The sequence below is a fragment of the Blastococcus sp. SYSU DS0973 genome (assembly GCF_054051055.1).
On the sequence record NZ_JBJHAN010000003.1, the window covers coordinates 233,673 to 250,146 of the forward strand.

Genomic DNA, 16,474 nt, shown 5'->3' on the forward strand with positions numbered 1-16,474 from the left:
GTCGTCCCAGCCACCTCCGGGCGTGGACACCCGGGGAGAGGACGCGTGCCATGCGCGGATACCCCGCGTGAGCTACCCCTTCACCGCCGTCGTCGGCATGGACGACCTGCGCCTGGCGCTGCTGCTGAACGCCGTCTCCCCCGCCGTCGGCGGCGTGCTGGTGCGCGGTGAGAAGGGCACTGCGAAGTCGACCAGCGTGCGCGCGCTGGCCGCCGTCCTGCCCCCGGTGGCGGTGGTGGCCGGCTGCCGATTCGGCTGCGACCCCGCCGCGCCCGACCCCACGTGCCCTGACGGACCGCACGAGGCCGGCGCCGCCGCCCGCAGCCGCCCGGCGCGGCTGGTCGAGCTGCCGGTCGGCGCCTCGGAGGACCGGCTGGTCGGCTCCCTGGACCTCGAGCGGGCGCTCACCGAGGGCGTGAAGGCCTACGAGCCCGGGTTGCTGGCCGCCGCCCACCGCGGGGTGCTCTACGTCGACGAGGTCAACCTGCTGCACGACCACCTGGTCGACCTGCTGCTCGACGCCGCCGCGCTGGGCACCGCCTACGTCGAGCGGGAGGGCATCTCGGTGCGGCACGCCGCCCGCTTTCTGCTCGTCGGCACGATGAACCCCGAGGAGGGCGAGCTCCGCCCCCAGCTGCTCGACCGGTTCGGCCTCACCGTCGAGGTCGCCGCGCCGCGCGATCCGGAGGTGCGCGCAGAGGTGGTCCGCCGGAGGTTCGCCTCCGACGCCGACCCGGCCGGCTTCGCCGCGGCGTGGGCCGCGGAGGAGACGGCGCTGGCCGAGCGCATCTCCGCGGCCCGCGCCCAGCTGCCCCGGGTCGCGCTCTCCGACGCCGCGCTGCGGCAGGTCACCGCGGTCTGCGCCGCCTTCGACGTCGACGGCCTGCGCGCCGACCTGGTCACCGCCCGCGCCGCGATCGCGCACGCCGCCTGGTGCGGTCGGGGAGAGGTCACCGAGGACGACGTCCGGGTCGCCGCCCGGCTGGCGCTGCCGCACCGCCGCCGGCGCAACCCGTTCGACGCCCCGGGGCTGGACGAGGACACCCTCGACCGGGCGCTGGCCGACTCCCGGCCCGACGACGAGCCGCCGCCCGACCCGTCCGACGACGACGGCGACCCCGACGACGGCGGCCCGGACGGCGAGGGCGGTCCCGGCGAGACCGGCCCCGGCGAGAGCGATTCCGGTGAGAACAGCCCCGGCGACCCAGGCGCAGGAGGCGATGCCCACGGACCGGGCGCACAGACCCAGGCAGCACCTCCCGAGCCTGAGGAGGGCACCGGCGGCCCGACGACGGCGCCGCGTGGAGAGGGCGGCGGGCGCGCGGACGTCGCCGCGCCCGACCGCGCGGCGGTCGCGCCGTCGGACACCTTCCGCACCCGGCGGCTGGAGGTCCCCGGTATCGGCGCCGGTGCGGCCGGACGGCGGTCCCGGGCTCGCAGCGAGCGCGGCCGCGTCGTCGGCGCCACCCGCCCGGCCGGCTCCGTCACCCGCCTGCACCTGCCCGGCACCGTGCTCGCGGCGGCACCGCACCAGCTCTCCCGCGGCCGGACCGGGCCGGGTCTGCGGATCGCCCGCGAGGACCTGCGCCAGGCCACGCTGGAGGGGCGTGAAGGCAACCTCGTGCTCTTCGTCGTCGACGCCAGCGGCTCGATGGGCTCGCGGTCGCGCATGGCCGCGGTGAAGGGCGCCGTCCTGTCGCTGCTGCTCGACGCCTACCAGCGCCGGGACAAGGTCGGGCTGGTCACCTTCCGCGGCGCCGGCGCCGAGCTGGTCCTGCCGCCGACCTGGTCGGTGGATGCCGCCGCCGCCCGGCTGACCGAGCTGCCCACCGGCGGGCGCACACCCCTGGCCGCCGGACTGCTCCGCGCCGCCGAGACGCTGCGGGTCGAACGGGTGCGCGATCCGCGCCGGCGGCCGCTGCTGGTCGTCGTCACCGACGGCCGGGCCACCGGGGCGCGCGGCGGCGACCACCTGGGCGACGCCCGCCGGGCGGCCGGCCTGCTCGCCGCCGCCCAGGTGGCGAGCGTGGTCGTCGACTGCGAGAGCGGTCCGGTCCGCCTCGGCCTGGCCGGCGCGATCAGCGCAGCCCTCGGCGCCCAGACCCTGCGGCTGGAGGAGCTGGGCGCCGACGCACTGGCCGCCACCGTCCGCACCGCCCGGCAGGCCGCCTGATGCCCCGGGGACAGGTCGAGGTCGTCCCGGCGGACGGCTTGAGCACCCGTCAGCGGCGGAACCGGCCGGTGCTCGCCGTGCACACGGGCGAGATGAAGGGGAAGTCCACCGCCGCCTTCGGCATGGCGATGCGGGCGTGGAACCAGGGCTGGTCGATCGCGGTCTACCAGTTCGTCAAGAGCGCGAAGTGGAGGGTCGGCGAGGAGAACGCGCTGACCGCCCTGGGCCGGCTGCACGAGCAGACCGGCGAGGGCGGCCCCGTGGTCTGGCACAAGATGGGGTCGGGCTGGAGCTGGTCGCGCCGCCAGGGCACCGAGGTCGACCACGCCGCCGACGCCGCCGAGGGCTGGGCGCAGATCCGGCGCGACCTCGCCGCCGAGGCGCACCGGTTCTACGTGCTCGACGAGTTCACCTACCCGCTGAAGTGGGGCTGGGTCGACGTCGACGAGGTGGTGCAGACCCTGGTGAACCGACCGGGCAACCAGCACGTCGTCATCACCGGGCGCGACGCTCCTCCGGCGCTCGTCGAGGCCGCCGACCTGGTCGTGGAGATGACCAAGGTCAAGCACCCGATGGACGCCGGCCAGAAGGGCCAGCGGGGCATCGAATGGTGACGGTCCCGAGAGTGGTGGTCGCCGCGCCGAGCAGCAACGCGGGGAAGACCTCGATCGCCACCGGGCTGATCGCCGCCCTGACCGCGCGGGGGCTGACCGTCTCCCCGCACAAGGTCGGCCCCGACTACATCGATCCCGGCTACCACGGCCTCGCCGCCGGCCGGCCCGGGCGCAACCTCGACCCCTGGCTGGTCGGCGAGGAGCGGATCGCCCCGCTGTTCCTGCGCGGCGCCGTGCACCCGCAGCCCGCCGACGTCGCCGTCGTGGAGGGCGTGATGGGCCTGTTCGACGGCGCCGCGCACCCCTCGGTCGAGCCGGGGTACGCCTCGACCGCGCACGTCGCCCGGCTGCTGCGGGCCCCGGTGGTCCTGGTCGTCGACGCCGCTTCCCAGGCGCACAGCGTCGCGGCGCTCGTGCACGGGTTCGCCACCTTCGACCCGTCGGTGCGCCTCGGCGGGGTCGTCCTCAACCGCGTGGGCACCGACCGGCACGAGACGATCCTGCGGGAGGCGCTGGGCGCGGCCGGCGTGCCGGTGCTCGGCGCCGTCCGCCGGGACGACCGGCTGCACACGCCCTCGCGCCACCTCGGGCTGGTGCCCGCCGCCGAGCGGTCGGCCGCGGCGGTGGACACGGTGCGCCGGCTCGGCGAGGTCGTCGCCGGCAGCGTGGACCTGGCCGCCGTCCTGGCGCTGGCCCGCACCGCTCCCCCGCTGGACGCGGCTGCCTGGAACCCGGCCGCCGAGGTCCCGCCGGTCGCCGGCCGCCCGCGCATCGCGGTCGCCGGCGGGCCGGCGTTCACCTTCGGCTACGCGGAGAACACCGAGCTGCTCGAGGCCGCCGGCGCCGAGGTGGTGACCGTCGACCCGCTGCGCGACGAGACCCTTCCCGAGGGCACCGCCGGGCTGGTGGTCGGCGGCGGGTTCCCGGAGGTGCACGCCGCCGACCTGTCGGCGAACGGGGCGCTGCGGGCCGACGTGGCCGCGCTCGCCGCCCGGGGTGCGCCGATCGCCGCCGAGTGCGCCGGGCTGCTGTACCTGGCCCGCGAGCTCGACGGCGTCCCCATGTGCGGAGTCCTCGACGTGGCGACGGCGATGGGCGGGCGGCTCACGCTGGGCTACCGCGCGGCGGTGGCGGCCGGCGACTCCGTGCTCGCGGCGGCGGGCACCCGGGTGCGCGGCCACGAGTTCCACCGCACGACCGCCGAGCCGGGCGCGGGACCGGCCCCGGCCTGGCACTGGGCGCCCGCGGGGGCCGAGGGCTTCGTCCGGGGCGGCGTGCACGCCTCCTACCTGCACCTGAACTGGGCCGGCTCGCCCTCGCTGGCCGGCCGCTTCGTCACCGCCTGCGCCACGGCCGACCGATCGGAGCACGCCCGTGCACATCGCTGAAGGTTTTCTGCCGGCCGGGCACGCCCTGGGCTGGACGCTCGCCGCGGCGCCGTTCGTCGCGTACGGGGCCCGCGCCGTGGTCACGGAGGTGCGCGAGAACCCGGAGTCCACCCTGCTGCTGGGCGCCGCGGGCGCGTTCACCTTCGTGCTGAGCGCGATCAAGCTGCCCTCGATCACCGGCAGCTCCAGCCACCCGACCGGGACCGGGCCGGGCGCGATCCTCTTCCGGCCCCCGGTGATGGCGCTGCTCGGCACCGTCGTCCTGCTGTTCCAGGCGCTGCTGCTCGCCCACGGCGGGCTCACCACCCTGGGGGCGAACGCCTTCGCCTTCGCCGTGGTCGGCCCGTGGACCGGCTACCTGGTCTACCGGCTGGCCCGCTCGGTGGGGACCGGTCTGCTCCCCGCGGTCTTCGCCGGAGTCGCGCTGGCCGACCTCGCCACCTACGTCACCACGTCGCTGCAGCTGGCGCTGGCGTTCCCCGATGCGAGCACCGGCGTCGCGGGCGCCCTGGTCAAGTTCCTCGGCGTCTTCGCCGTCACCCAGATCCCGCTCGCCCTCGGCGAGGGGCTGCTCGGCGTCCTGCTGTTCCGGGTGCTCACCGTCAACGCCCGCCCCGAGCTGGAGCGGCTGGGCATCCTCCGGCCCGCTCCGCTCGCCCCGACCGAGGGCGTCGCGTGAGCCGGCGGGCGGTGGTCAACGCGCTGCTCGTCCTCGCCGTCGTCGCGCTGTTCGCCGTTCCCCTCCTCCTCGACGGCGGCACCTCCGAGTACGGCGGCACCGACGCCGCCGTCACCGAGGAGCTGGCGGCCGACGGGTACACGCCGTGGGTCGAGTCGCTGTTCAGCCCTGCCGGTGAGGTGGAGTCGGGGCTGTTCGCCCTGCAGGCCGCGCTCGGGGGCGGTGTGCTCGGCTACGTGCTCGGCCGGCTGCGCGGTCGCCGGTCGACCGCGCGGCCCGGCCCCGCGGGGGCCGACCCCCGGTGACCGGCCTGGCCGTCGACGACGCGGCGTGGGCGAGCGCCTGGCGTGGCCGCGCCCCCGGCGACAAGCTCCTGCTCTGCGCGGGCCTGGTCGGGTGCGCGCTCGTGCTCCCGCCCTGGCCCGGTGCCGTCCTGGTGGCGGCGAGCGCGGTGGCGCTGGCACTGGGCCCGGCCCGCGTCCCGCCCGGCACCTTCCTCCGGGCCGTCCGGTGGCCGCTGGCGTTCATCACCGTCGGCGCGGTGACGGCGGTGGTCACCGTGGACGGCGGCGGACTGGGCTGGGCGCCCGACGCGGCGGCGCGGGCGGGACAGCTCGCCGGGCGGGCCGTCGCCGGCAGCGCCGCCGTGCTGCTGCTGGCCACCACCACCCCCATGTCGGACCTGCTGCCGCTGCTGCGCCGGCTGCGGGTGCCGGCCGCCGTGGTGGAGATCGCCTCGGTCACCTACCGGTTGCTGTTCGTGCTGCTCGACAGCCTCGGCACCGTGCGGGAGGCCCAGGCCGCCCGGATGGGCTGGTCGACGCCGCGCCGCTCGTACCACTCGGCCGGGATGCTCGCCGCCGCCGTCCTGACCCGGTCGTGGGACCGCGCCCGGCGCATGCAGGAGGGGCTGGCCGGCCGCGGCATGGAGACCGGCCTGCGGGTGCTGCCCGATGCCCGGCCGTCGTCGCGCCGCTTCCTGGTCCTGGCGGTGGCGCTCCCGGCCGCCGTCGTCGCGCTGACGCTGGTGCTGCGGTGAGCCACCGGACCCTCGCCGCCGCGGGCCTGGTCGCCGGATACCCCGGCGCGGCCCCGGTGCTCGACGGCGCGGCGGTCCGCGTGCCGCCGGGGCGGCGGCTGGCGCTGCTCGGCGCCAACGGCTCGGGCAAGACCACGCTGCTGCGCTGCCTGTCCGGGGCGCTGCGGCCGGCCGCCGGCACGGTCACCGTCGACGGCGAGCCGCTCGCGCACACCCGCCGCGGACTGCGCGCCCACCGCCAGGTGGTCCAGCTCGTGCTGCAGGACCCGGACGACCAGCTGTTCAGCGCCTCGGTCGGCCAGGACGTCTCCTTCGGCCCGCTCAACCTGGGCCTGGACGAGGACGCCGTCCGGGCCCGCGTGGCCGAGGCGCTGGAGCTGCTGGGCGTGGCACCCCTGGCGTCGCGGCCGACGCACCACCTCTCCTACGGCGAACGCAAGCGGGTGGCGATCGCCGGTGCGGTCGCCATGCGCCCGTGCGTGCTGCTCCTCGACGAGCCGACCGCCGGGCTCGACCCGACCGCGGTGGCCGACACCCTCGCGGCGCTCGCCCGCCTGCAGGAGCACGACTCCACGGTGGTGATGAGCACCCACGACGTCGACCTGGCGCTGCGCTGGGCCGACGAGGTCGCGGTCGTGGTCGGCCGGGCCGTGGTCCAGGGCGCCCCCGGCACGGTCCTCGGCGACGGCGGCCTGCTCGCCCGGGCCCGGCTGTCCCGTCCGTGGGCCCTGGAGGTCGGCGCCCGGTTGCGCGACCTCGGGCTGCTCCCCGACGGTCCGCTCCCCCGCGACGCCGCGGGGCTGCTGGCCGCACTCCCCGATCGTCCAGGGGTGCCCACGTGACGACCGTGGGGATCGGGCTGTCGTCGGGGGTGAGCGCCGCCGAGGTGCTGGCCGCGGTGGACGCCGTCCTGCCCCCGGTCGCCGGCCCGGTGCGGCTGGCCACCCTCGACACCCGGTCGGCCGAGCCGGGGCTGGTCGCGGCCGCCGCACGGCGCGGCTGGCCGGTGACCGGCCACCCGGCGGCGGACCTGGCCGCCGTGCGGGTGCCCACGCCGTCGCCCGCCGTCGCGGCCCGCGTCGGCACCCCCTCCGTGGCCGAGGCGGCGGCCCTGCTCGGCGGGGGTGAACTCGTCGTCGGCAAGACCGTCCACGGCCGGGTGACGGTCGCCGTCGCCCGGCTGCCCGACGCCGCCGGGACCGTCGTCGACGCCGATGACCGAGGAGGGCCCGTGACCCCCGACCCGGCCGGCGAGCTGCTGCACCCGGTGGGGCTCCGGCTCGCCGGCCGGCCCGTGGTCGTGGTGGGCGGCGGCGCGACGGCGCACCGCGGGGTCGCCGGCCTGCGGGCCGCCGGCGCGCTGGTCACCGTGGTCGGCCCCGAGGTCACCCCCGCGCTGGAGTCGCTGGCGACGACCGGCGGAATCACCTGGGAGCGCCGGCCCTACGGCGCCGGCGACCTCGCCGGCGCCTGGTTCGCGCTGGCGGCGAGCGGGGACTCCGCGGTGGACGCGGCGGTGGCCGCGGAGGCGGAACAGGCCCGCATCTTCTGCACCCGGGCCGACGACCCGGCGCTGTCCAGCGCCGCGCTCCCGGTCGCGGGCCGGGCGGGCGACCTGGTGGTCGCGGTCCACCGCGCCGCGGATCCTCGGCGGGCGGCCGGTGTGCGGAACGCCGTGCTGGCCGGCCTCGGCGACGGGACGCTGGCTTTCCGGTCGCCCGACGCCGGAGCCGCCCCCGGACGCGTGGTCCTCGTCGGTGGCGGCCCGGGGGATCCGGGGCTGATCACGGTGCGCGGCCGGCAGGCGCTCGCCGAGGCCGACGTCGTGCTGGTCGACCACCTGGCACCCCGGTCGCTGCTCACCTGCCTGGCGCCCGGCGCCGAGGTGATCGACGCCGCCAAGCTCCCGCGGGCCCGGTTCATGGCGCAGGAGCGGATCAACGACCTGCTGGTGGGCCACGCGCGCGCCGGCCGGCGGGTGGTCCGGTTGAAGGGCGGCGACCCGTTCGTCTTCGGCCGCGGCATGGAGGAGCTGGCGGCCTGCACCGCCGCCGGGGTGCCGGTGGAGGTGGTGCCGGGCGTCACCAGCGCCGTCGCCGTCCCGGCGCTGGGCGGCATCCCGGTCACCCACCGCGGGCTGACCCACGAGTTCGTCGTCGTCTCCGGCCATCTGCCCCCGGGCCATCCGCAGTCGCTGGTCGACTGGGCGGCCCTCGGCCGGCTGCGCGGCACGCTCGTCGTGCTCATGGGCGTGGAGACCGCCCCCGCGATCGCCGCGGCGCTGGTCGAGCACGGCCGGGCGCCGGACACCCCGGTCGCCGTCGTGACCGACGGCTCCACCGCCACCCAGCGGAGCGTGCGCACCACCCTCGCCGACCTGCCCCGGGTCTTCGCCGCCGGTCGTATCCGGCCGCCTGCGGTCTGGATCGTCGGCGAGGTCGTGAGCCTTCCTACCTGTTCCGAGGGCGCTCCGGCGGTGTGCCGTGACGGTGCGTGAACGCGTCGACAGCGGAGGAGGAAAGGCCCCGACGAACTCGTCACCCGACGTGGTGACGGCGCCGGTCGCCCCCTAGCGTGGGCCCGTCCGGACGGACCCGTCCGTCACCCGACCGGTGACAGCCGCCCGGACGCCGCCGAACCACCCGCCGGCACCGCCGGCACCCGGACCGGGGACCCATCGCACTCCCGGGGTGAAGCGACCGACCGACCCGCAAGGGCCGCCGGACGCCGGGCGTCTTCCCGCCCGAACCCGTCAGCTAACCCGGTAGGCGGCCGTGGAAGAAAGGAAAACCCGCCGAACATGGCGAGTTCGCTCAACCCTGCCCATCGCCGGATCACCGGCCGTCGGGCTCTGGTGGCCCTCGTGGCCGCCGGCGGTGTCGCCCTCACGCCGCTCCCCGCGTTCGCCGACCCCGAGCGGCCGACGACGTCGCAGCAGGCCGCGCAGCTGATCGCGAGCCGGGCGCACGACCTGGAAGTGCTCACCGAGCGGTACAACGAGACCCGCGAGCAGCTCAAGGCGACCCAGCAGGCCGCCGACCTGGCCGCCGAGGAGCTCAGCGCCGCGCAGGCCGCCCTGGAGCAGGCCCGCGACCGGGTCCGCACCGTGGCCCGCAGCGCCTACACCGGCGACGGGCTCGGCGTCCTCGAGGCCATGCTGACCAGCGGCTCCGCCGGCGACCTGGTCGACCGGGTGGGTCTCCTCGACGCCATCGCCGCGCACAACAACGGCGTGCTGGGCGAGGCCCGTCAGGCCGGGGAGGACGCCGACCGGGCCCGGGCCTCGGCCGAGCAGGCAGCGGAGGACGCGCGGTCCCAGGTCGACCGGGTCACCGCCCAGCGGGCCCGGCTGGACCAGCAGATCGCGGAGTACCAGGCGCAGTACGAGCGGCTCACCGAGGAGGAGAAGCGCGCCTCCCGGGCCGCCGCGGAGCGGCACGCCGCCGAGCAGGAGGTGGCGGCTGCCCAGGAGGCGGCGGCTGCCGAGGAGGCTCCGGCCGAGCAGGCCCCGGCCCCTGCGGCACCGCGCGCCTCGGCGCCGGTCGCCGCTGCCCCGGCTCCGGCCGCCCCGCGCGCTCCGGCTCCGGCCGCCCCAGCTCCGGCTGCCCCAGCTCCGGCCGCCCCGCCGGCTCCGGCCCCCGCACCCCCGCCGGCGCCGGTCGCGGGCGGGAGCGCCGCGGCCCGGACCGCGGTCGACACCGCCCTGGCCCAGGTGGGCGACCCCTACGTGTGGGCCGCCGCCGGGCCGAACGCCTTCGACTGCTCCGGACTGGTGCAGTACGCCTACGCCGCGGCCGGCATCTCGGTGCCGCACTCGAGCCGGATGCAGTCGACCATGGGCACCCCGGTGTCCCGGTCGGCCCTGCAGCCGGGTGACCTGCTGTTCTTCTACAGCCCGGTCAGCCACGTCGGCATCTACGTCGGCAACGGGCAGATGGTGCACGCCTCGACCTCGGGCGTGCCGGTCAAGGTCGCGTCGATCGACTCGATGGGCAGCTTCAACAGCGCCCGGCGGATCGCCGGCTGATCTCGGGGGGCGCGGGGCGGCGGTCCGCCCCGCGCCCCCCGCCTGCCCGGAGGCCCGGGCGGGCGGCGTGGGACGATCGCCCTCCGTGCGGGTCGGGACGCGGGGCGAGCTCCCCCGCGAGGTCAGGGTCCTGGCGGTCATCGCCTTCGTCGTGGCGTTGGGGTTCGGCATCGTCGCGCCGGCGATCCCGCTGTTCGCCCGCTCCTTCGGCGTCGGCACCACCGCCGTCGGGCTGGCGGTGAGCGCCTTCGCGTTCTTCCGCTTCGTCTCCGCGTTCAGCGGCGGCACCCTGGTCGAGCGGTTCGGCGAGCGGCTGGTGCTGGCCACCGGCCTCGCCATCGTCGCCGTGACCACCGGTGCGGCGGGGCTGGCGGGGTCCTTTCCGCTGTTCCTCGCCCTGCGGGCGGCCGGTGGCATCGGCAGCGCCATGTTCACCGTGGCCGCCCTCTCGCTGCTGCTGCGCGTCGCACCGCCGTCGCACCGAGGGCGGGCGGCCGCCACCTGGCAGGGCGGCTTCATCCTGGGCGGCATCGCCGGGCCCGCGGCCGGCGGGCTGCTGGCCGAGCTTTCCCCCCGGCTGCCCTTCTTCCTCTACGCCGGGTTCCTGCTCGTGGCCGGCGGCGTCGGTGTGCTGATGCTCCGCTCGGCCGCGCCCGCCCCGGACCCCGAGGCCGCGGACGTCGCCTCGCCCGACCTCGGCGCCGGACCGATGCCCCTGGGCACCGCGCTGCGCTCCCGGGTGTACCTCGCCGCGCTGGTGGCGAACTTCGGCGTCGGCTGGGTGCTCTTCGGCGTCCGCAACTCGCTGGTGCCGCTGTACGTGACCGAGGAGCTCGGCCGGACGGTCGCCTGGGCGGGCGCCGGCCTGCTGGCCGGCTCGGTCGCCCAGGCGCTGGGGCTGCTGCGGTCCGGCCGGCTGGTGGACGGCTGGGGACGGCGTCCCTCACTGGTGGTCGGCGCCGCGCTGGGCACCGCCGCCATGGCGATCCTCGTCCTGCCGCCCGTGGTCTGGGCGTTCCTGCTGTCCATGGCCGTCTTCGGGCTGGCGGCCTCCCTGCTGGCCAGCGCGCCGGCCGCGCTCGTGGGCGACATGAGCGCCGGGCGGGGCGGCCGGGTCGTAGCGGTGTTCCAGATGTCGGCCGACCTGGGGGCGATCGCCGGCCCGCTGGTCGCCGGCTGGCTGACCGACGTCGCCTCCTTCCAGGTGGCGTTCGCCGTGAGCACCGCCGTCCTCGCGGCCGGTCTCGTGGGCGGTCTGGTCATGCCGCGCGAGGCACCTCGGCCCGCGGCGGTCGGGGCGCCCGCCCCCTGACCCCCGTCAGCGGCTCCGGTACAGCCGGGTGGTCAGCGGCAGGAACACCGCGGCCAGGCCGGCGGCCACCGCCAGCGAGACGCCTATCGCGCCGCCGTCCGGTGTGCCGTCCATGAGCGAGCGGCACGCCGTCGCGAGGATCGAGATCGGGTTGACGGCGACGAACGCCTGCAGCGGCCCGGGCAGCGTGGCGGGGTCGACGAACACGTTGGACAGGAACGTCAGCGGGAAGATGCCCATGAAACCGGCGTTCATCACCGCGTTCGGGCTCCGCAGCAGCAGGCCGAGCACCGAGAACGCCCACGACAGCCCGAAGGAGAAGACCACCACGAGGGCCAGGGCCGCCACGGCACCGGCCACCCCCGCGTCCGGGCGGTAGCCCACGAGCACGCCGACGACGATGATCACGGTGCCGGCGACGACGTACCGGACGCTGTCCCCGAGCAGCGAGCCCAGCAGGGGCGCCGGTCGCCAGATCGGCAGCGACCGGAAGCGGTCGACGACGCCCTTGGTCAGGTCGGTGTTGAGCGAGACGCCGGAGTAGACCGTCGTGAAGAGCACCGACATGACCAGCAGCCCGGGCAGCGTGTAGTCCAGGTAGGCGCTGGTCGAGCCGGCGATGGCGCCGCCGAACAGGTACGTGAACATGAGCAGGAACATCACCGGCGTCACGGTCACGTCGAGCAGCTGCTCCGGCACGTGCCTGACCTTGAGCATGCCCCGCCAGCCGAAGGTGAGGGCCGTGGACAGCGGTCCCGGGCGCGGGGGGCGGGCGGTGCCCGCGATCGCCCGGCGCACGGCCGCGGCGTCGGCGTCCGTGGTCGTCCTCATGACGTCCGCTCCTCGAGGGTCGGTGCCGGTCCCGGCGGCTGCTCGGCGCCGCGGCCGGTCAGGGCGAGGAAGACCTCGTCCAGAGTGGGCTGGTCCAGGGAGAAGTGGGCGATGCCGATGCCCGTCCGCGCCAGCTCCGCCACCCCGGCCGCCGCACGGGCGGAGTCGGGGCACGAGGCGGACAGCGCAGCCGGGTCGGGTTCGAGGACGACCGTGCCGAGAGCCCGGTCCAGGACGACGGCCGCCTCGGCACGCCGGGCCGGGTCGAGCAGCCGCACGTGCAGCGCGCCGGTGCCGACCGAGGCCTTGAGCTGCGCCGGGGTGCCCTCGGCGATGACCCGTCCCCGGTCGATGACCGCGATGCCGTCGGCCAGCTGGTCGGCCTCCTCGAGGTACTGGGTGCAGAGCAGGATCGTCGTGCCCTCCGCCACCAGCGCCCGGGCGATCTCCCACACCTGGTTCCGCGACCGGGGGTCCAGGCCCGTGGTCGGCTCGTCGAGGAACATCAGCCGGGGGGTGACGACGATGCTCGCCGCGATGTCCAGCCGGCGCCGCATGCCGCCCGAGTAGTGCTTGACCAGCTTCCCTGCGGCGGCCGCGATGCCGAAGGCGTCCAGCAGCTCGTCGGCCCGCGCCCTCGACCCGGCCCGGGACAGGCCGAGGAGCCGGCCCAGCAGCACCAGGTTCTCGCGGCCGGTGAGCTCCTCGTCGACCGACGCCAGCTGCCCGGTCAGGCTCACCTTCTCCCGCACGGCGTCGGCCTCGGTGACGACGTCGTGGCCGAGCACCCGGGCACTGCCGGAGTCCGGGCTGATCAGCGTCGCCAGCATCCGGATGGTCGTCGTCTTGCCCGCCCCGTTGGGGCCCAGCACCCCGTAGATCGTCCCGGCCGGGACGACGAGGTCCAGCCCGCCGACGGCCGTCGTCCGCCCGTAGGTCTTGACCAGTGCGGTCGCCTCGACCGCCAGGGGTGCGTGCAGCTCCATGGGGACCTCGCCGGGTGTCGCGTCGTCGGGCTCTTGCTCCTGTTCGACGGACTCTCCTCGGCGAACTCATCGGAGGCCAACGACTTCTCCGCGGCCGGGCCGACCGTGCCGGCCGGAGCGGCGAGAAAGATCCGCGACCTCCGTGTGGCGGCGGCCGGGCCGGGGAAGGGGCAGGCGGAGCGCGCGGACGTGGTCGCCGGCCAGAGCTGACGTCGGGCGCTCGCCCAGCCGGACCGACCACGCCGCGAGGAGGCACGCATGGACATCGCCGCGATGCGGGCCAGCTTCGCGAAGGCCGCCGCGACGGGCGACGAGGCGCCGCTGTACTTCTACTCGCACCTGTTTTTGAGCCACCCCGAGACCCGGGCGATGTTCCCCGTCTCGATGGCCCACCAGCGCGACCGGTTCTTCCACGCCCTCGGCGAGGTCGTCTCGCACGTCGACGACCTCGAGGGCCTCGTGCCCATCCTGAAGCAGCTCGGGTACGACCACCGCAAGTTTGGCACCCTCCCGGCGCACTACCCGGCCGTGCTGCCCAGCCTGCTGGCCACCCTCGAGCACTTCGACGACGAGTGGGACGAGCACCGCGCCCGTACCTGGACCGAGGCCTACGAGCTGGTCGCCTCGGTGATGATCCAGGGCGCCGAGGAGTCCGCCGACCACCCCGCCACCTGGCGGGCCGAGGTCGTGGCGCACGAGCGCCGCTCGGTCGACGTGGCGGTGCTCCGCGTCCGCCCCGAGGTGCCGGTGGACTACCTGGCCGGTCAGTCGCTCTCCCTGGAGATCGACCGGCGTCCCCGGCTCTGGCGCTACTACTCCCCCGCCAACGCACCCCGCGACGACGGCACGCTCGACCTGCACGTCAAAGCCCGCCCCGGAGGACCGGTGAGCACCGCGCTGGTGCGCAGCGTGGAGGTCGGCGACCTGATGCGGCTGGGCCCACCGCTCGGCGACCTGACGCTGGGCGAGGGCTCCGACCGCGACCTGCTGCTCGTCGCCGGTGGCATGGGCCTGGCTCCGCTCGAGGCCCTCGTCGACCAGGTGCACCGCCAGGGGCCCGCCCGCCGGGTGGACCTCTTCGTCGGCGCCCGCACCGAGGACCAGCTGTACGACCGCGCCGCGCTGGACGCCCTGCAGCAGGCCTGCCCGTGGCTGAGCGTCACGTACGCGGTGTCGGACGACGGGCTGTCGGACCTGGAGCAGGGCGACGTCGGGGACGTGGTCCTGCGGCACGGTCCGTGGCTGAGCCGCGAGGTGTTCGTGGCCGGCCCGGCGCCCATGGTGGAGCAGACCGTCCACGGGCTGCTCCAGCACGGCGTACCGCGGGAGCGGCTGCGCAGCGAGGTGTTCGCCCCCAGCCGACCGGGGCCCAGTGCCGAGGGGAAGGTGACCGAATGACCACCACCGATGCGTCCGGTTCCGGAGGGCAGGATCGACGGCTGACGCCGGCGCAGATCCGCAGCACGCGGTTCCCCTCCGGCACCATGCTGCACCCCGGCTACGACCAGGCCGCCGTCGACCGCTTCCAGCAGCTGGTGGCGGCGGAGGTGAGCGCGCTGGCCGCGGAGGTGGAGACCCTCGCCGGCGAGCGCGCCCGCCTGCGGGAGCAGGTCACCGTCCTCGAGCAGCGGCTGGACGGCGCACCGGTGCCGCAGCCACCGAGCGAGCAGGCGGTGAAGATCCTGGCCAGCGCGCAGCAGACGGCCGACGAGTACGTCGCCGAGGCCGAGGACTTCAGCCGGCAGATGACCACCGAGGCCCGCGACCAGTACGAGGAGCAGCTGCGGCTCGCCCGCGAGAACGCCGGGGCGATCATGCAGGCGGCCCAGGAGGCGGCCGCCCGGCTGACCGGCAGGACCGCCGCCGTGGACGAGGACGCCGCCCCCGGCTCGCGGACCGCCGCGGAGCTCGAGGAGCAGGTCGCCTTCCTCAAGGCGTTCGCCCAGGCCTGCCGCGCCCAGCTGCGGGCCTACCTGGAGGCGCTGCTCACCGACGTCGAGACCGAGTGGGGGCGCGTCGACCCCGCGCTGGCCCCGCAGGCGATCCCCTCTCCCGCCCAGCCGGGCCGGCGCCCCGGGGGCACCGCGGCACCGCAGGCGTCCTTCCACGGCAACAGCGCCGGCGGCCCCGTGCAGGAGGACGAGCACGACGCCGAACGCGCCGCACCAGCGGGGGCGCGCGCGTCCGGCGGCTGAGCCCGGGCGGCCGGGTCCCGGGCCGGGCCACCGGGCGCGGAGCCCGTTCCGCGGGATCGGCGCGATAGGTTCTCCCCGGCCCGTCCGCCGACCGCCAGGAGGCCGCCCGATGCCCGACGTGCTCCTCGTCCTGCTGATCGTCGTGCTCGTGGCCCTGGCGGTCCTCGCGGTGGTGATCCTCGTGCTGCGCCGGCGGAACCTCGCCCGCGCCGCGGCCCCCCGCCCCCGCGTGGACCCGCTGGCCGACGAGCCCGACGTCTACGACCCGCACGCGATCGGCGTCGGCGACGTCATCACCTACGCCGGGATCGACCACGTCGTCCGCGGCACGATCGTCCTCGAGGAGGGCGGCATGACCTGGCGCGAGCACCTGCTGGACGGCTCCACCGGCCGCCGCTGGCTCACCGTGGAGGACGACGAGGGAGAGTTGGAGATGACCCTCTGGATGCGCCGGGAGGGCACGAACCTCACGCCGGACGGCGACGTGATCCTCGACGACCGGGTGCACCGGCAGATCGAGCGGGGCCGGGCGTCCTACACCGCCGAGGGGACCACGGGCACCCCGGCCACCGGGACCGTCGACTACGCCGACTACGCCACCGCGGACAAGACCGGCCTGCTCGCCTTCGAGCGCTGGGCGCCGACCCAGTCGTGGGAGGTCTCCACCGGCCGCAGCGTGAGCCGCGGCGAGCTCACCGTCTACCACCGGACGCCCGAGGCATGAGCCTGCACCAGCTGGACGTGGAGCCGCGGGACGTCTCCGCCGCCGCGCTGGGGCTGCTGCTCGGCGGCCCCGCGCCGGAGACGCTGGCGGAGCTCCGGCTGCCCGGTCCCGGCGGCGGATCGATCACCCTCGGCGTGCTCGGGGCCTCCCACGTGGTCACCGCCGAGGCCGGTGGCCGCCGGCTGACCGAGCAGGTCTCCTGCGACGCCGTCGGCGCCGGCGGCCACCCGCTCCCCCGCGCCGCCCGTTCCGGCGGCTACCGGCTCACCACGGCGGTCACCGCCACCGGCCGCGGTGAGCTCGACGCGACCGCCGACCGGTTGCGGGGGCTCGCCGCGGCCGATCCGGCCTGGTTGTGCGGCGCCTTCCCGGGGTCGGCGGGGGCGCTGACCGCCATGACCGCGCAACCTCGTGCGGGCGGCGGCTGGGCCTGGCAGACCTGGCACCTGTACCCCGCCGGCGTCACCGGCGAGGTCGTCACGACCCGGAGCTGGTGGACGCCGTGA

Annotated in this window: 17 protein-coding genes and 1 riboswitch; of the genes, 15 read left to right on the top strand and 2 right to left on the bottom strand. The window is 76.6% G+C overall.

The genetic code is table 11. The features are described from left to right. The first annotated feature begins 67 nt into the window (after positions 1 to 67). The 10 genes from ACI791_RS07820 to ACI791_RS07865 all read left to right on the top strand — a co-directional run bounded on the left by ACI791_RS07820 (position 68) and on the right by ACI791_RS07865 (position 11,232). Positions 68 to 2,173: a putative cobaltochelatase gene (locus ACI791_RS07820; protein WP_456585537.1), complete on the top strand. Its 2,106-nt coding sequence runs from the start codon at positions 68 to 70 to the stop codon at positions 2,171 to 2,173. After that, positions 2,173 to 2,787 (top strand): cob(I)yrinic acid a,c-diamide adenosyltransferase, encoded by a 615-nt coding sequence (gene cobO, locus ACI791_RS07825; RefSeq protein ID WP_456585538.1) that lies wholly within the window; start codon positions 2,173 to 2,175, stop codon positions 2,785 to 2,787. Before ACI791_RS07820 ends, cobO begins: the two co-directional genes overlap by 1 nt. Beyond that, positions 2,781 to 4,175, top strand: coding sequence for a cobyrinate a,c-diamide synthase (locus ACI791_RS07830; protein WP_456585539.1), 1,395 nt, complete (start codon positions 2,781 to 2,783; stop codon positions 4,173 to 4,175). Before cobO ends, ACI791_RS07830 begins: the two co-directional genes overlap by 7 nt. Continuing rightward, complete coding sequence (locus ACI791_RS07835) at positions 4,162 to 4,854, top strand: energy-coupling factor ABC transporter permease (protein WP_456585540.1); 693 nt, start codon at positions 4,162 to 4,164, stop codon at positions 4,852 to 4,854. The genes ACI791_RS07830 and ACI791_RS07835 overlap by 14 nt, the downstream gene beginning before the upstream one ends. After that, the gene (locus tag ACI791_RS07840; protein WP_456585541.1) at positions 4,851 to 5,159 is read left to right on the top strand and encodes an energy-coupling factor ABC transporter substrate-binding protein; all 309 of its coding nucleotides are present in this window, start codon (positions 4,851 to 4,853) and stop codon (positions 5,157 to 5,159) included. The genes ACI791_RS07835 and ACI791_RS07840 overlap by 4 nt, the downstream gene beginning before the upstream one ends. Continuing rightward, positions 5,156 to 5,893, top strand: coding sequence for a cobalt ECF transporter T component CbiQ (cbiQ, locus tag ACI791_RS07845; protein WP_456585542.1), 738 nt, complete (start codon positions 5,156 to 5,158; stop codon positions 5,891 to 5,893). Before ACI791_RS07840 ends, cbiQ begins: the two co-directional genes overlap by 4 nt. Beyond that, on the top strand, positions 5,890 to 6,735 hold the full coding sequence (locus tag ACI791_RS07850) for an energy-coupling factor ABC transporter ATP-binding protein (RefSeq protein WP_456585543.1): 846 nt from the start codon (positions 5,890 to 5,892) through the stop codon (positions 6,733 to 6,735). Before cbiQ ends, ACI791_RS07850 begins: the two co-directional genes overlap by 4 nt. Then, on the top strand, positions 6,732 to 8,390 hold the full coding sequence (gene cobA / locus ACI791_RS07855) for a uroporphyrinogen-III C-methyltransferase (RefSeq protein ID WP_456585544.1): 1,659 nt from the start codon (positions 6,732 to 6,734) through the stop codon (positions 8,388 to 8,390). Before ACI791_RS07850 ends, cobA begins: the two co-directional genes overlap by 4 nt. A gap of 136 nt (positions 8,391 to 8,526) precedes the next feature. After that, a riboswitch (cyclic di-AMP (ydaO/yuaA leader) is annotated at positions 8,527 to 8,679 on the top strand. Between the two features lie 14 nt (positions 8,680 to 8,693). Then, positions 8,694 to 9,920, top strand: a complete 1,227-nt coding sequence (locus ACI791_RS07860) for an NlpC/P60 family protein (RefSeq protein WP_456585545.1) — start codon at positions 8,694 to 8,696, stop codon at positions 9,918 to 9,920. 85 nt (positions 9,921 to 10,005) lie between these two features. Next, positions 10,006 to 11,232: an MFS transporter gene (locus tag ACI791_RS07865; RefSeq protein ID WP_456585546.1), complete on the top strand. Its 1,227-nt coding sequence runs from the start codon at positions 10,006 to 10,008 to the stop codon at positions 11,230 to 11,232. 6 nt (positions 11,233 to 11,238) lie between these two features. On the opposite strand, the gene ACI791_RS07870 is transcribed toward ACI791_RS07865, so the two are convergent. Continuing rightward, a complete protein-coding gene (locus ACI791_RS07870) occupies positions 11,239 to 12,063 on the bottom strand; it encodes an ABC transporter permease (protein WP_456585547.1) in 825 nt (274 codons plus the stop codon). Then, positions 12,060 to 13,049, bottom strand: coding sequence for an ATP-binding cassette domain-containing protein (locus ACI791_RS07875; RefSeq protein ID WP_456585548.1), 990 nt, complete (start codon positions 13,047 to 13,049; stop codon positions 12,060 to 12,062). The genes ACI791_RS07870 and ACI791_RS07875 overlap by 4 nt, the downstream gene beginning before the upstream one ends. Before the next feature lie 33 nt (positions 13,050 to 13,082). Between ACI791_RS07875 and ACI791_RS07880 the strand changes: the two genes are divergently transcribed. The 5 genes from ACI791_RS07880 to ACI791_RS07900 all read left to right on the top strand — a co-directional run bounded on the left by ACI791_RS07880 (position 13,083) and on the right by ACI791_RS07900 (position 16,474). Then, a complete protein-coding gene (locus ACI791_RS07880; protein WP_456585549.1) occupies positions 13,083 to 13,259 on the top strand; it encodes a hypothetical protein in 177 nt (58 codons plus the stop codon). Between the two features lie 48 nt (positions 13,260 to 13,307). Continuing rightward, positions 13,308 to 14,447, top strand: coding sequence for a globin domain-containing protein (locus ACI791_RS07885; protein WP_456585550.1), 1,140 nt, complete (start codon positions 13,308 to 13,310; stop codon positions 14,445 to 14,447). After that, on the top strand, positions 14,444 to 15,244 hold the full coding sequence (locus ACI791_RS07890) for a DivIVA domain-containing protein (protein ID WP_456585551.1): 801 nt from the start codon (positions 14,444 to 14,446) through the stop codon (positions 15,242 to 15,244). The genes ACI791_RS07885 and ACI791_RS07890 overlap by 4 nt, the downstream gene beginning before the upstream one ends. 109 nt (positions 15,245 to 15,353) lie before the next feature. Beyond that, positions 15,354 to 15,968 (top strand): DUF4178 domain-containing protein, encoded by a 615-nt coding sequence (locus ACI791_RS07895; protein WP_347057031.1) that lies wholly within the window; start codon positions 15,354 to 15,356, stop codon positions 15,966 to 15,968. Beyond that, a complete protein-coding gene (locus tag ACI791_RS07900) occupies positions 15,965 to 16,474 on the top strand; it encodes a DUF2617 family protein (RefSeq protein ID WP_347057032.1) in 510 nt (169 codons plus the stop codon). The genes ACI791_RS07895 and ACI791_RS07900 overlap by 4 nt, the downstream gene beginning before the upstream one ends.